Source organism: Oryzomonas sagensis (genome assembly GCF_008802355.1).
In the GTDB taxonomy this organism is placed as follows: Bacteria; Desulfobacterota; Desulfuromonadia; order Geobacterales; family Pseudopelobacteraceae; genus Oryzomonas; species Oryzomonas sagensis.
On record NZ_VZRA01000002.1, the window covers coordinates 486,125 to 498,790 of the forward strand.

At 65.4% G+C, this 12,666-nt stretch carries 13 protein-coding genes; 6 read left to right on the forward strand and 7 right to left on the reverse strand.

Going from position 1 to position 12,666, the window contains the following annotated elements:
* The first annotated feature begins 65 nt into the window (after window positions 1-65).
* From ltaE to F6V30_RS10130, 5 genes are all read left to right on the forward strand, one after another.
* Window positions 66-1,097, forward strand: a complete 1,032-nt coding sequence (gene ltaE / locus F6V30_RS10110) for a low-specificity L-threonine aldolase (protein ID WP_218043324.1) — start codon at window positions 66-68, stop codon at window positions 1,095-1,097.
* A gap of 136 nt (window positions 1,098-1,233) precedes the next feature.
* On the forward strand, window positions 1,234-2,565 hold the full coding sequence (locus F6V30_RS10115; RefSeq protein WP_151156847.1) for a glycerate kinase type-2 family protein: 1,332 nt from the start codon (window positions 1,234-1,236) through the stop codon (window positions 2,563-2,565).
* Complete coding sequence (locus F6V30_RS10120) at window positions 2,562-3,239, forward strand: metallophosphoesterase family protein (RefSeq protein ID WP_246163414.1); 678 nt, start codon at window positions 2,562-2,564, stop codon at window positions 3,237-3,239. The genes F6V30_RS10115 and F6V30_RS10120 overlap by 4 nt, the downstream gene beginning before the upstream one ends.
* A 61-nt stretch (window positions 3,240-3,300) precedes the next feature.
* The gene (locus F6V30_RS10125) at window positions 3,301-4,587 is read left to right on the forward strand and encodes a putative DNA modification/repair radical SAM protein (RefSeq protein WP_151156849.1); all 1,287 of its coding nucleotides are present in this window, start codon (window positions 3,301-3,303) and stop codon (window positions 4,585-4,587) included.
* Entirely contained in the window at window positions 4,584-5,390 is an 807-nt protein-coding gene (locus F6V30_RS10130) for a TIGR03915 family putative DNA repair protein (protein ID WP_151156850.1), read from the forward strand. The genes F6V30_RS10125 and F6V30_RS10130 overlap by 4 nt, the downstream gene beginning before the upstream one ends.
* A 63-nt stretch (window positions 5,391-5,453) precedes the next feature.
* Here the strand turns inward: F6V30_RS10130 and F6V30_RS10135 are convergent, their stop codons facing one another.
* The 3 genes from F6V30_RS10135 to F6V30_RS10145 all read right to left on the reverse strand — a co-directional run bounded on the left by F6V30_RS10135 (window position 5,454) and on the right by F6V30_RS10145 (window position 8,213).
* Window positions 5,454-6,554 (reverse strand): class I SAM-dependent methyltransferase, encoded by a 1,101-nt coding sequence (locus F6V30_RS10135; RefSeq protein WP_246163416.1) that lies wholly within the window; start codon window positions 6,552-6,554, stop codon window positions 5,454-5,456.
* Between the two features lie 61 nt (window positions 6,555-6,615).
* Complete coding sequence (locus F6V30_RS10140) at window positions 6,616-7,056, reverse strand: GSU0071 family protein (protein WP_151156851.1); 441 nt, start codon at window positions 7,054-7,056, stop codon at window positions 6,616-6,618.
* Window positions 7,057-7,397: 341 nt separating this feature from the next.
* Window positions 7,398-8,213, reverse strand: coding sequence for an OB-fold nucleic acid binding domain-containing protein (locus tag F6V30_RS10145; RefSeq protein ID WP_151156852.1), 816 nt, complete (start codon window positions 8,211-8,213; stop codon window positions 7,398-7,400).
* A 95-nt stretch (window positions 8,214-8,308) separates the two neighbouring features.
* On the opposite strand from F6V30_RS10145, the gene queC reads away from it, so the two are divergent.
* Window positions 8,309-8,989 (forward strand): 7-cyano-7-deazaguanine synthase QueC, encoded by a 681-nt coding sequence (gene queC, locus F6V30_RS10150; protein ID WP_151156853.1) that lies wholly within the window; start codon window positions 8,309-8,311, stop codon window positions 8,987-8,989.
* A 95-nt stretch (window positions 8,990-9,084) separates the two neighbouring features.
* Here the strand turns inward: queC and F6V30_RS10155 are convergent, their stop codons facing one another.
* The 4 genes from F6V30_RS10155 to F6V30_RS10170 form a co-directional block, all read right to left on the reverse strand.
* A complete protein-coding gene (locus tag F6V30_RS10155; protein ID WP_151156854.1) occupies window positions 9,085-9,450 on the reverse strand; it encodes a hypothetical protein in 366 nt (121 codons plus the stop codon).
* Between the two features lie 111 nt (window positions 9,451-9,561).
* A complete protein-coding gene (pta, locus tag F6V30_RS10160; protein ID WP_151156855.1) occupies window positions 9,562-10,566 on the reverse strand; it encodes a phosphate acetyltransferase in 1,005 nt (334 codons plus the stop codon).
* 274 nt (window positions 10,567-10,840) lie between these two features.
* Complete coding sequence (gene trpB / locus F6V30_RS10165; protein ID WP_151156856.1) at window positions 10,841-12,031, reverse strand: tryptophan synthase subunit beta; 1,191 nt, start codon at window positions 12,029-12,031, stop codon at window positions 10,841-10,843.
* Window positions 12,028-12,645 carry a phosphoribosylanthranilate isomerase gene (locus tag F6V30_RS10170; RefSeq protein WP_151156857.1) on the reverse strand — a complete coding sequence of 206 codons (618 nt, stop codon included), beginning with the start codon at window positions 12,643-12,645 and terminating at the stop codon, window positions 12,028-12,030. The genes trpB and F6V30_RS10170 overlap by 4 nt, the downstream gene beginning before the upstream one ends.
* Window positions 12,646-12,666 lie beyond the last annotated feature (21 nt).

A 12,666-nucleotide genomic window follows, 5' to 3' on the forward strand; every position in this document is an offset into this window, starting at 1 on the left:
CTCCCCACATCCCGCCTTGCACTCCGGGCAATGGTCGTATAACCTTACCCATAAGGAGATCACCCATGACCGGACATATCATCGACCTGCGCAGCGACACCGTGACCCGCCCCACGCCTGGGATGCGGGCCGCCATGATGGATGCGCAGGTGGGGGACGACGTGTGGGGGGACGACCCCACCGTCAACAGACTTCAAGACGTGGTGGCGGAGCGCAGCGGCAAGGAGGCGGCCCTGTTCCTGCCCAGCGGCACCCAGAGCAACCTGGCGGCGCTGATGGCCCACTGCGAACGTGGCGACGAGTATATCGTGGGCCAGGTGGCCCATACCTACAAGTACGAGGGGGGCGGCGCGGCGGTGCTCGGCTCCATCGTGCCCCAACCCATCGAGAACGCCGCCGACGGCACCCTGCCGCTCCCCAAGGTGGCGGCCGCCATCAAGCACTACGGCCCGGGCATGGGGGTGCACTTCGCCCGCACCCGGCTTCTGGCGCTGGAAGACACCTTCAACGGCCAGGTGCTTCCGGCCCGGTATATTGCCGAGGCCGCCGCCCTGGCCCGGGAGCGGGGCCTGGCCCTGCACCTGGACGGGGCGCGGGTCTGCAATGCCGCGGTGAGCCGGAATGAAACCCTGGCCCAGGCGTGCGCGCCCTTCGATTCCGTCTCCATCTGCTTTTCCAAGGGGCTGGGGGCGCCGGTGGGATCGGTGCTGGTCGGGTCGCAGGCATTTATCGAGCGCGCCCACCGCTGGCGCAAGGTGCTGGGGGGCGGCATGCGCCAGGCCGGTTTTCTGGCCGCGGCATGCCTGTACGCCCTGGACAACCACTTCGACCGGCTGGCCCGGGACCACGCCAATGCCGAGCATCTGGCCAGGGGGCTCGGGGCCGTCGACCAGGTCACGGTCCAGGGGCAGGCCACCAACATGGTGTTCGCCCGGTTCCCGGAAGAGGCGTGCGCGCCGTTGCAGGCATACCTGGCCGAGCGGGGGATGCTGGTGCAGGTGACCCCCACGACCCGCCTGGTCACCCACCTGGATGTGACGGTAACGGACATGGACGCCTTTGTCCGTGCCGTGAAGCAGTACTTCAGCCGGGGGTGATCGCTTGTCTTGGCTGCTTTCCGCCAGCTGATAGAAAGGACATCGCCATGATAAAGGGGAGTGGAAAACGCCGGGGGAAGACCCCCTGCGACCGGCGCAGGCTGGCCCAAACCGTGTGCAAAGGGTCGATCCGCCTGTGACGGAAACGGCCAGACATACCCTGCACACCCTCTTCAAGGCCGCCCTGGGGGCGGTGGAGCCGGGGGCGGCCCTGGCCCCGCACCTGGATCGGGTTGGGGAGCGCCTGCGCAACGGGGGACTCCGACGCCTCGTGGTGGCCGGTTTCGGCAAGGCGGCCATCCCCATGGCCCTGGCCGCCCAGGAGCGGTTGGGCGACCGCATCTCCTCCGGGCTGGTGATCGCCCCCCATGGTACTCCGCCTCTTAAAAAAGGGGAACTGGAAACGCTAGAGTTGGCCTTTGCCGGCCATCCCCACCCGGACAGCACCGGGGAGGCGGCGGCCCGCCGCATCATGGGCTTGGCCCACACCTGCGGCGAGCGCGACCTGCTCCTCCTTTTGATCTCCGGCGGCGGCTCGGCCCTGCTGGCGGCCCCGGCCGAGGGGATCACCCTGGAGGAGAAGCGGGTCACGGCCCACCTGCTCATGGCGGCCGGGGCCGATATCCTTGAGTTGAACTGCGTGCGCAAGCACCTCTCCGCGGTCAAGGGGGGGCAGTTGGCCCGTCTGGCCTTCCCGGCGCGGGTCATGGCCCTCATGATCTCGGACGTGCCGGGGGACCGGTCGGACGTGATCGCCTCCGGCCCGGCCGTGGCCGACCCGACCACCTTTGGCGATGCCCTGGGGGTTCTGGGGCGCTTCGGCCTTACGGACCGGGTGCCCTCTGCCGTTCGCCGGCGCCTGGAGCAGGGGGGCGCCGGGATGGTGGCCGAGACCCCCAAGCCGGGCGATCCACTCTTCGCAACGGTGGAGAGCGTTATCGCGGCGCGCAACCGGGACGCTCTTAACGCCGCCGCCGTAGCGGCCGAGGCCCTGGGGGTAGAGGTGAATATTTCGGAAGAGATCGTGACCGGTGAGGCGCGGGAGGCGGGCAGACGACTGGCCCAGGAGGCGCTGCGCTGCCGGGCGAACCTGTCGGCGGGGCAGCGGGTCTGCCTGGTGAGCGGCGGCGAGACCACGGTCACGGTGCGGGGAACGGGCAGGGGAGGACGCAACCAGGAGCTGGCTCTGGCCTTTGCCCTGGAGATCGCCGGTACACCGGGCATCGCCCTCCTGTCCGCCGGTACGGACGGCATCGACGGGCCGACCGATGCGGCCGGGGCGATCGTGGATGGGGAGACCATTCCCCTGGCCCGGCGGGCCGGGCTGGACCCCCTGTCCAGCCTTGCGGACAACGACGCCTACCCGCTGCTGGATGCCTGCGGCGCGCTGCTCAAATGCGGGCCGACCGGGACCAATGTGATGGACCTGCAGATTTGCCTGATCACCGGTGGGAGCGTGACACCATGAGCCGCCGCGTTTTCGTCATCGGCGATGTGCACGGCTGCGCCCGCACCCTGCGGGAGTTGGTCACCAGGGGGATCCGCCTCACCCCCAGCGATACCCTCTACCTGCTGGGGGACCTGATCGACCGGGGACCGGACAGCAAAGGGGTGCTGGACTTTATCTTCGAGCTGACTGCGGCCGGTTACAATGTGGCCTCGGTACAGGGGAACCACGAGGAGATGTGCCTGCGCGCCCCCTACAGCCGCTCGGCCATGGAGATGTGGACCGCCAACGGCGGCCTGGCCACCCTGGCCAGTTTTCAGGCCGACGGTCCGGGGGACATCCCCCGCCGCTACCTGGAGTACCTCAACTCCCTCCCCCCCTATATCCTGCTGGACAACTACGTCATCGTCCACGCCGGGCTCAACTTCGATCAGCCCCCCCCCCTCGACCCCTTCGACGATACCGAGGCCATGCTCTGGACCCGCTCGGATGTGGTGGACCGGCAACGCATCGGCGGCAGGCGGCTCATCTGCGGCCATACCATGGTCACGCGCCAACAGCTGGAAGCCTCCCTGAAGTCGGACAAGATCATGCTGGACAACGGCTGCGTCACCGCCTGTCGGCCCGAAATGGGATACCTGGCGGCCCTGGAGCTGAACAGCATGCGGGTGGTCTTTCAGAAAAATATCGATTGATAGGACATATCCTGTCGTACTTCTCCACCATACTCCTCCGCACAACGAATGCGGGGCCCCCATGAACAATCGAACTTTCGAACAACGCCTGGAAATACTGGCCGACAGCGCCAAGTACGATGTCTCCTGCTCCTCCAGCGGCAGCAACCGCAGGGGCACGCCCGGCGGGGTGGGGAGCACCGCCGTTGCCGGGATCTGCCACACCTGGACCGCCGACGGCCGTTGCATCTCCCTCCTCAAGATCCTGCTCACCAACGTCTGCATCTACGACTGCGCCTACTGCGTCAACCGGCGCAGCAACGACATCCCCCGGGCCGCCTTCACCCCGGCGGAGGTGGTGCGGCTGACCATGGACTTCTACCGCCGCAACTACATCGAGGGGCTGTTCCTCAGCACCGGCGTCACCCGCTCCGCCGACCACACCATGGAGCAATTGATCGCGGTGGTGCGTACGCTGCGGGACGAGGAACGTTTCAACGGCTATGTCCATCTCAAGATCGTGCCGGGGGCCGACCCGCTGCTGGTGGCCGAGGCGGGGCGCTACGCCGACCGGGTCAGCGTCAACATCGAGCTCCCCACCCGCCAGAGCCTGGCGCTGCTGGCCCCGGACAAGCCGCGGGATGCGGTGATCGCCCCCATGCGCCAGGTGAGCGGCCTCATCGCCTCGGCCCGCGAAGAGCGGAAAAAATCCCGCACGGCGCCCCAGTTCGCCCCGGCCGGACAGAGCACCCAGTTGATCGTGGGGGCCACCCCCGAGAGCGACCGGGAGATCGTCACCCTGGCGGAGGGGCTCTACCGCCGCCTGGACATGCGGCGGGTCTACTATTCGGCCTTTGTGCCCGGCTCCAGCGACCGCCGCCTGCCGGCGCTCCCCACGCCGCCCCTCTTGCGGGAGCATCGCCTGTACCAGGCCGACTGGCTGCTGCGCTTCTACGGCTTCGCCGCCCACGAGCTGCTGGACGAGGATCGCCCCAACCTGGACATGCGCTTCGACCCCAAGAGCGACTGGGCCGTGCGTCACCTGGACCTGTTTCCGGTGGAGGTGAACAGCGTCGAGTACGAGGTACTGCTCCGGGTGCCGGGCATCGGCGTGCGCTCGGCCCAGCGCATCGTCGCGGCCCGCCGCCATGCCCGGCTGGGTGAGGCGGAGTTGAAGCGGCTCGGGGTGGTGCTCAAGCGGGCGCGCTATTTCCTCACCGCCGGCGGCCGCTACCTGGGCGGCATCCGCCTGGACGGGACCACCCTGGTGGCGCGGCTCCTGGCGCCGGAGCGGCGCCCCGCCCGGCTGGATCAACTGGAACTGTTTCCGGCGCCCCCCGACGCCTCGGCCCTGACGGGGGAGTTGTGACCGCGTGCTACCGCTACGACGGGACCCTGGAGGGATTTCTCTGCGCCCTGGCGGCGTGCCTCGAATCCGGGGGCGGGGAGGCGGAGTTCCTGCGCCCCGGCGCCGAGAGCGGGGCGGGGCTGTTCGCGGGCGTCCCCCGCGAGGTGGCCACGGAGCGGGAAACGGCGCTCCGCTTTCGGGAGCGGTTCGTCACGGCGGTGTCGCGGGAGGCCTTTGCCACCCTGCGTTACGCCTTTCACAGCGAGGCGGCCGGGGTGGAGGATTTGCTGTGGCGCTACGTGCTGGTGGGATTGAAACAGGGAAAGCTGCTGGAGGGCATGCTGGCCCGGGAGCCGGTCTGCACGGTGAACCGGCTGGCCCGCCAGGTCTCCCACGAGGCCCACAGGTTCACCGGGTTCGTTCGTTTCCGGGAGGTGGCGTGGCCTGTAGGGGATTCGCGGCACGGGGGAGAGGGACAGGAGGGGGGCTCGTTCCTCTACGCCCGGATCGAGCCGGCGGTCGACATCCTCACCTTCATCGCCCCCTTCTTCACGGAACGGCTCAACGACCGCGACTGGATGATCCACGACCTGCGCCGCTCGCAGGCGGCGATCTATAACCGCAGGACGTGGCGGCTGGTCAGGGAGGTGGCATTGAACAGCCCGCCCGGTTACACCGCCGACGAGGAGGTGTGCAGCCGCCTCTGGCGCAGCTACTTCCAGCGCATGGCCATACCGGAGCGTCACAACCCCCGGCTCCAGCAGCAACTCGTGCCGTTGCGCTTCCGCGCCCACCTGGTGGAGTTCGGCGGAGATGATGCCTGAAAGGGAATGCGGACCTTTCCTTCTGGGTTACGGCCCGAGGCCTGGGTCGGGGGACGGTTTCGGTCAGCCCCTGAACTGGAGCAGGAACAGGGCCGTGCGGTAGGCAGGCAGGAGGGCGCGGCAGGCGGGGGAGAGGGCGTCCCACGGTTTTGGGCTGCGTAGGCCCCGCAGCAGGGCGCGTTCCGGGCGGGTCAGCACCGGGGTGGCGCCCCCCAGGCGCGGGGCGATATGCACCGCACCCAGGCTAAACGGGGTGACGGCCCGGGAGAGGCAGGGGTTGAGCATGACGAAGGAGCCGCGGTCGTCGGGGCAGGGGCCGGAAACGTTGCGGCCCGCGTAGAGGATGAAGTTGCCGGGGGAGCGCCGGGAGGCCTCCAGGGCCGTGAGCCGTTCCACCTCGTTCCCCACGTCCTCCAGGGCGTCGTGGTGGGCGAACAGGAGCGGCTCCAGGCCGCTTTGGCGGACCAGGTCCAGCAACTCGCCGACCCGGAAGGTATGGACCCGGGGGTGGAGCAGGGCATCGGCCAGCCCGTTGTCGAAGGCGGCCTCGTCGGACGCCTCCACGAACCGGCGCAGGCGCGACCCCGGTTTGGCCCGGGCGATGAGCCGCCGCGCCGCGGCCGGGTCGGTAATCCCCAACAGGCGGAAGGCGCGGCGGATGGACTCCTCTTCCCGGCGGGCGTAGCGGCTGTAGATCATCAGCCGCAGCACCCCTCCCGGTGCGAGGCGTCCCGCCAGGGCCTTGAGCCCGGCCAGGGGGTCGTCCAGGTGGTGGAGCACGCCGTAGGCGTCGATCAGGCCGAAGGGGCCGCCGGTCAGGGGGGCGTCCAGCAGGTCGCCCCGGCAGAAGGTGACGTTGGTGCGGCCGTGGAGCAGGCAGTGCAGCCGGGCGCGGCGGAGGCTGCGCTCCGACAGGTCGAGGGCGGTGATGGCGGCATGGGGGTTGGCCAGGCTGAAGGGATAGGGGGAAAAGCTGCCGCAACCCGCTATCAGGATGCGCTGGGCCTCGGGGGGCGGCAGGGCGCCGTTGAAGCGGGTCCATACGGCGGTCAGGTTAAGGGCGTAGGTATCGCACCGGCGCACCGAAGCCAGCAAGGGGTAGTGGGGATAGGGGTAGAGCTCGTAATGGGTGCGTACGTCGTCGGCCATGCCCCACTGTAGCAAGTCCCGCGGTTCCTGACAAGCGCGTGCTGCCGGGGGGGGGCGAGTCAGGACGGCGCGGGGGTCACCCCCGGAGGCTCGCTTCCTCCTGCTCCACCAAGGCGACGAGTTCCTCGTACATGGCGATCATCACGCCGGACTTGAGCCATTTGCGGGCGATGTGCCGCATCAGGGCGAAGCCGTGGACGATGGTGCCGGCAAAGACGCAGATGCCGCACAGGCGGGTGGCCTCGTCCTGCATCAGCCAGCAAGCGACCACCGCGACCACCAGCATGGTGGATAAAAAGGCCATCTCGATACCGCGGAAGGGATTTTCGAACACCTTGGTCACGTCTATGTAGTAGCGGGTCAGTCCGGTCACGTGGCGCATGAATTCGCCGATCTCGCCGCCGGTGCATTTGAGATGGGCGTAGCTGAGAAAGCGCGAACTGGCGTGTTCCCGTCCTGCGGTCATGCGTTCACTCACATATCGGTCAATGGCTTCGTCGATAAGATCGGTATTCATGGTAATGCTCCCTGGTGCAACGGTGTTGAACATGACTCTTGTCGCTTGCCTATCATTTTGAATCAAAGTCGCCATGATACACAAGGATAATTAACGGATATACATAATGCGTGCCGGGATAGGGTAAATTGTTAAACCTAATGATGCCGAATGGTTGAGGGGATGCGGTAGGATGTGGGGAGGTGGGACGATGCAAAAATGATGCAGGGGTGCATCATTCTGACAGGTGGTGCCCTTTTTCTCGGCACCAGGTTTAACATCGGCGTTTTGTGGCAGAACAGAAGTAAAAAGCCCCTCCGGTGAGGGAGGGGCTGGTATGACCGGCTGCGTTGAGCGGGCGGCTATTTGCCGATGGCGGCGTTTTCGATGATCACGCTGTAGCGGTAGCCGTACCCGAAGTCCCGGTCCTTGGCCAGGGTTCCCTTCACCGTGATCACGTCGCCCACCTGGGCCGTTGCCGTGGTGGTGCAGACCAGATTATGGGTTCCCTTGGCCTGGGAGCCGCTGCCGTCCTGGATATGTATCCAGTTCTTCTTCATGATCTTGGGGGTGACCTTGACCACCTTGCCCCTGATGGAAACCTGCTTTTTGTTGAGCTTGGCGCTGTTGCGGTACGCCTCGGCAATGGTATAGGCATTGGGGCCGGTCGCCTTTTTGACCGAGATTTTCACCTCCTTGGCCTTTACGGCAACCTTGCTGCCGAGGGGGGCCGTCTGCGCCTTTAGCGGAACCGCCGGTGCCGCCGGCACTTTTGCCGGCGCTGCCGGTGCGACGGCTTTCGCCTGGGGGATGACGCCGTTGGAGAAGATGATGGAAGCAAAGGTGCGTTTGAGGGTCTTGCTCTCGAAGTCCTTCATGACAAGGCCTTCCTTGAAGCTCATGCGGTCGCCCACACTCACCCTGGTCTCGGCCACGGCCAGCCAGACCTTCTCGCCGTTGTTCTTTTGGAGGTAGATATAGCTGTAGCCGCCGCTGTTCATGGCCTGCAGCACCTTGCCCGAGATTGGGGCCGATTGCTGGTGGGTCGTGGATTGGGCGGGATAGTCGATCTTCGGGTGGCCGGCCGGCACGTTGGGGGTGGACGTTGCGGCCAGGGCGGCGGAGGAGGCGCAGCAAAAAACGATGAGCGCAAGAGACAGAAAATGATTCTTTTTCATGTGGTCCTCATTTTTGAATTTACCAACTCGAATTTTTTGATACTATCACGAAAGCATGATAACTGGCAGTTCAAAAATAGAGGGGACGGAATACTATGCAACGCAAAGCGGTCGTTCTTTATAGCAGCGGTCTTGATTCAACCACCTGTCTTGCCATGGCCCAGGCCGAGGGTTTCACCCCGTACGCCATCAGTTTTTCCTACGGTCAGCGGCACAGGCACGAATTGGAGGTGGCCAAGGCCAATGCGGTGCGCCTGGGGGCGGCCGAACACCTGGTGGTGGATTTCGACCTGCGCCTGATGGGGGGGAGCGCCCTGACGGCGGATATCGCCGTGCCCAAGGCGGGGGTGGGGGACGAGATCCCGGTCACCTACGTGCCGGCCCGCAACACCATCTTTCTCTCCTTTGCCCTGGGATGGGCCGAGGTACTGGGGGCCTTCGACATCTACATCGGGGTGAACGCCCTGGATTATTCCGGCTACCCGGACTGCCGCCCCGCCTATATCGAAGCCTACGAGACCATGGCCAACCTGGCCACCAAGGCGGGCGTGGAGGGAACGGGGCATTTTCGCATCCATACGCCGCTCATCGACCTGACCAAGGCCCAGATCATCAAAAAGGGGATGGCGTTGGGGGTGGATTACGGCCTGACCCATTCCTGCTACGACCCGACGCCGGAAGGGCTCTCCTGCGGGGAGTGCGATTCCTGCAGGCTGCGCTTGAAGGGGTTTGCCGAGGCGGGGCTGAAGGACCCTCTCAGGTATGTGAACCGGTAGGATCGGCCCCGCCACAGGGCGGCACGACAAAAACAAAAGGCGCATCCCATCCCGGGGTGCGCCTTTTGTACTATTCGAGACTGTGAAGCGGCGGACTACTTCGTGGTGGTGAAGCGGTCGTGGAAGAAGCCCTTGATGGAGTGCCCCGTATCCCTGAACCACTCACCCATGGAGCGGCCGGTCTTCCTGGCGGCTTGGCCCGATTCCCTGCCACCTTCCTTGAAAGCCCGTCCGGTGTCCGTGCCGAGCTTCTTGAACCCCTGGCCGACCTCCGTGCCCCCTTTCCTGAAGGCGTGGCCCACCTCTTTGCCCCCCTCTTTCATGGCCTTTCCCGCGTCCTTGCCCATTTTCTTGAACCCTTGGCCGACCTCCCTGCCCTTCTCCCGGATGGGGGTGTCAGCGCGGCAGGGAACGGCAGGCAGCGCCAGGAGCAGTAGGGCAATAATTCCTCTTTTTACCATGGCCGTCTCCTTCTCACTGAAATTCTATCAGGGATGGGAGAGCAGGTCAAAGCATCATCACACCCTCTTTAGGACCTAGGGGGCCGGTCCATAGGAGCCCCGCCTGACAATTTACCCCTGGGCCGCCTGGACGGCGGTGATGGCGGCGACGTTGACGATATCGTCCACGGAGCAGCCGCGGGACAGGTCGTTGACCGGCTTGGCCAGCCCCTGGATGATCGGGCCGACCGCCTCGGCGCCGGCCACCCGTTCCACCAGCTTGTAGGCGATATTGCCGGCGTCCAGGTCCGGGAAGACCAGTACGTTGGCTTTGCCGGCCACGGCGCTGCCGGGGGCCTTTTTCTCGCCCACCTTGGGGAGCAGGGCGGCGTCGGCCTGGAGTTCGCCGTCGATCTGCATATCCGGCTTGAGCTGCCGGGCGATTTCCAGGGCTTTGGTCACCTTGTCGCAGTCGGGGTGGGTGGCGCTCCCCTTGGTGGAGAAGGAGAGCAGGGCCACCCGGGCGTCCACGTCCAGGAAGGCCTTGCAGTTGCCGGCCGTGGCTACGGCGATCTCGGCCAGGGCCTGGGCGTCCGGGTTGGGGTTGACGGCGCAGTCGGCGAACAGGATGATGCCGTTTTCACCGAAGTTCTCGCTCTTGGTAATCATGAGGAAGAAGGAGGAGACGGTCTTGATCCCCTTGGCCGGGCCGACGGTCTGGAAGGCCGCCTTGAGCACGTTGCCGGTGGTGCCGGTAGCCCCGGCCACTTCCCCCCCCGCGTCGCCGCTCTTCACCATCATGCCGGCATAGTACAGGTTGTCCGGCGCGGTCAGGAGGGCGCGGGCCTCCTCGGAGGTCATGCCCTTGGCCTTGCGCAGTTCGACGAAATCGGCCACGTACTGCTCCAGCTTAGGGGAGGCGGCCGGGTTGAGCAGTTCCACCCCCGTCAGGTTGACTCCCTTGGCGGCGGCATCGGCCAGGATCCTGGCCGGGTCCCCCAGGATGACGATCCGCGCCAGCCCCTCCCTGGTCACCTTCTCGGCGGCGAACAGCATCCGCTCGTCGTAGCTCTCCGGCAGCACCACGGTCTGCAGGTTTTTCCGGGCCTTTTCCTTGATCTGGTCAACAAGATGCATGGCTTACCTCCTCGTGGAGGTTGTTGAAAAACAGCCATCTCGCCGCCGTCCTCGAAGGCCCTTTCGTGCGGCGTAGCGCTGCTACGCCTCCTTAGGGCTTGTCTAGCGGGTGCGACGATCTGACTATTTTTGAACAACCTTTGTTGTTTTTCAAGAGCCTGCTTGGCTTTAAATAAAACAGGGGTATATGTATATTCGAAACAGGTGCGCCGGTCAAACAAAAAAGCCTGACCAGTCAGGCTTTTCAGTACGATTGAAATGTTTAAAACAGGATTTAAAATTTGACCCCCATGGCGTCGGCTACCGTATGAATATCCTTGTCCCCCCGGCCCGACAGGCAGACCACGATGGTCTTGTCCTTGGACAGGGTGGGGGCCAGCTTCAGGACGTGGGCGATGGCATGGGACGACTCCAGGGCCGGCATGATCCCCTCCTCCCGGGTCAGCACGTTGAACCCCTCCAGGGCCTCGTCGTCGGTGATGGAGACGTACTCGGCGCGCAGGGTGTCCTTCAGCCAGGCGTGCTCCGGCCCCACGCCGGGATAGTCCAGGCCGGCGGAGATGGAATGGGCCGGCGTGATCTGGCCGTGCCCGTCCTGGAGCAGGTAGGTCTTGTTGCCGTGCAGGATGCCGGGGGAACCGGCGCTGAGCGAGGCCGCGTGCTTGCCGCTCTCGATGCCGAAGCCGGCCGCCTCCACCCCGATCATCTTGACCTTGTGGTTTTTCAGGAAGGGGTGGAACAGGCCCATGGCGTTGCTGCCGCCGCCGACGCAGGCCACCAGGTAGTCGGGCAGGCGCCCCTCGATCTTCTGGTGCTGCTTCTTGACCTCGAGGCCTATGACCGACTGGAAGTCGCGCACCATCTGGGGATAAGGGTGGGGTCCGGCCACGGTGCCGATGACGTAGAAGGTGGTGGTGATGGTGGTCACCCAGTTGCGCATGGCCTCGTTCATGGCGTCCTTGAGGGTCGCCGTGCCGGCGGTGACCGGCGTGACCGTGGCCCCCAAAAGCCGCATGCGGAAGACGTTGAGGGCCTGGCGGCGGGTATCCTCCTCGCCCATGAATACCTCACACTCCATCCCGAACAGGGCGGCGATGGTGGCGGTGGCCACGCCGTGCTGGCCCGCCCCGGTCTCGGCGATGACCCGTTTCTTGCCCATGCGTTTGGCCAGCAGCCCCTGGCCGATGGTGTTGTTCACCTTGTGGGCGCCGGTGTGGTTCAGGTCTTCCCGCTTGAGGTAGATCTTGGCGCCTCCCAGTTTTTGGGTCAGTTTTTCGGCATAGTAGAGTGGGTTGGGGCGACCCACGTACTGACGCAGGTAGTACTGGAACTCTTCCTTGAATTCCTTGTCGTGACGGTAGTGTTCGTAGGCCTTTTCCAGTTCCAAAAGCGCCGGCATGAGGGTCTCGGGGACGTAGCGTCCGCCGAATTCGCCAAAGTGTCCATATTTATCGGGGAGTTTCAAGGAACAGCCTCCTTCGCCAATCTGATGAATTCTCGTATCTTGTCCGCATCCTTTTTGCCCGGCCCGCACTCCACGCCGCTGGAAACGTCCACGGCATAGGGGCGCACCCGGCGGGCCGCCTCCGCCACATTCAGGGGCGTCAGCCCGCCGGCCAGGATGATGCGGTTGGACTGGGCCACGCAGGCGGCGATCTCCCAATTGAAGGTCTGCCCGGTGCCGCCGTGGGCGGCCGGGGACCAGGCGTCCAGCAGAAACGCCGCAACCCGGTAATCCCGCATCGGTTCCAGGGAGGTGATGTCCTTCACCCGGAAGGACTTGATGACCCGGCGCCTGACCGAGTCGCAGTACCCCGGCTTTTCCTCGCCGTGCAGCTGGATCAGGTCCAGGCCGCACAGATCCACGGTGGTATTCACCTGTTCCTGGGGGGCGTTGACGAACAGGCCCACGGTCTGCACAAAGGAGGGCAGATGGCGGATGATGGCGGCGGCCTGTTCGGGAAACACGTGCCGGGGGGATTGGGGGTGAAAGACAAAACCCAAGGCGTCGGCCCCGGCGTCGATGGCCGTCAGGGCGTCCTCCAGATTGGTTATGCCGCAGATCTTGACTTTTATCATGGTGGCCTTTTCGAAAATTCG

Bases quoted from the DNA above. Each gene is read 5' to 3' on its own strand.
- ltaE (WP_218043324.1), top strand. From the start codon at position 66: ATGACCGGACATATCATCGACCTGCGCAGCGACACCGTGACCCGCCCC.
- F6V30_RS10140 (WP_151156851.1), bottom strand. From the start codon at position 7,056: ATGAATACCGATCTTATCGACGAAGCCATTGACCGATATGTGAGTGAA.
- F6V30_RS10170 (WP_151156857.1), bottom strand. From the start codon at position 12,645: ATGATAAAAGTCAAGATCTGCGGCATAACCAATCTGGAGGACGCCCTG.
- F6V30_RS10145 (WP_151156852.1), bottom strand. From the start codon at position 8,213: ATGAAAAAGAATCATTTTCTGTCTCTTGCGCTCATCGTTTTTTGCTGC.
- queC (WP_151156853.1), top strand. From the start codon at position 8,309: ATGCAACGCAAAGCGGTCGTTCTTTATAGCAGCGGTCTTGATTCAACC.
- F6V30_RS10125 (WP_151156849.1), top strand. From the start codon at position 3,301: ATGAACAATCGAACTTTCGAACAACGCCTGGAAATACTGGCCGACAGC.
- pta (WP_151156855.1), bottom strand. From the start codon at position 10,566: ATGCATCTTGTTGACCAGATCAAGGAAAAGGCCCGGAAAAACCTGCAG.
- F6V30_RS10155 (WP_151156854.1), bottom strand. From the start codon at position 9,450: ATGGTAAAAAGAGGAATTATTGCCCTACTGCTCCTGGCGCTGCCTGCC.
- F6V30_RS10120 (WP_246163414.1), top strand. From the start codon at position 2,562: ATGAGCCGCCGCGTTTTCGTCATCGGCGATGTGCACGGCTGCGCCCGC.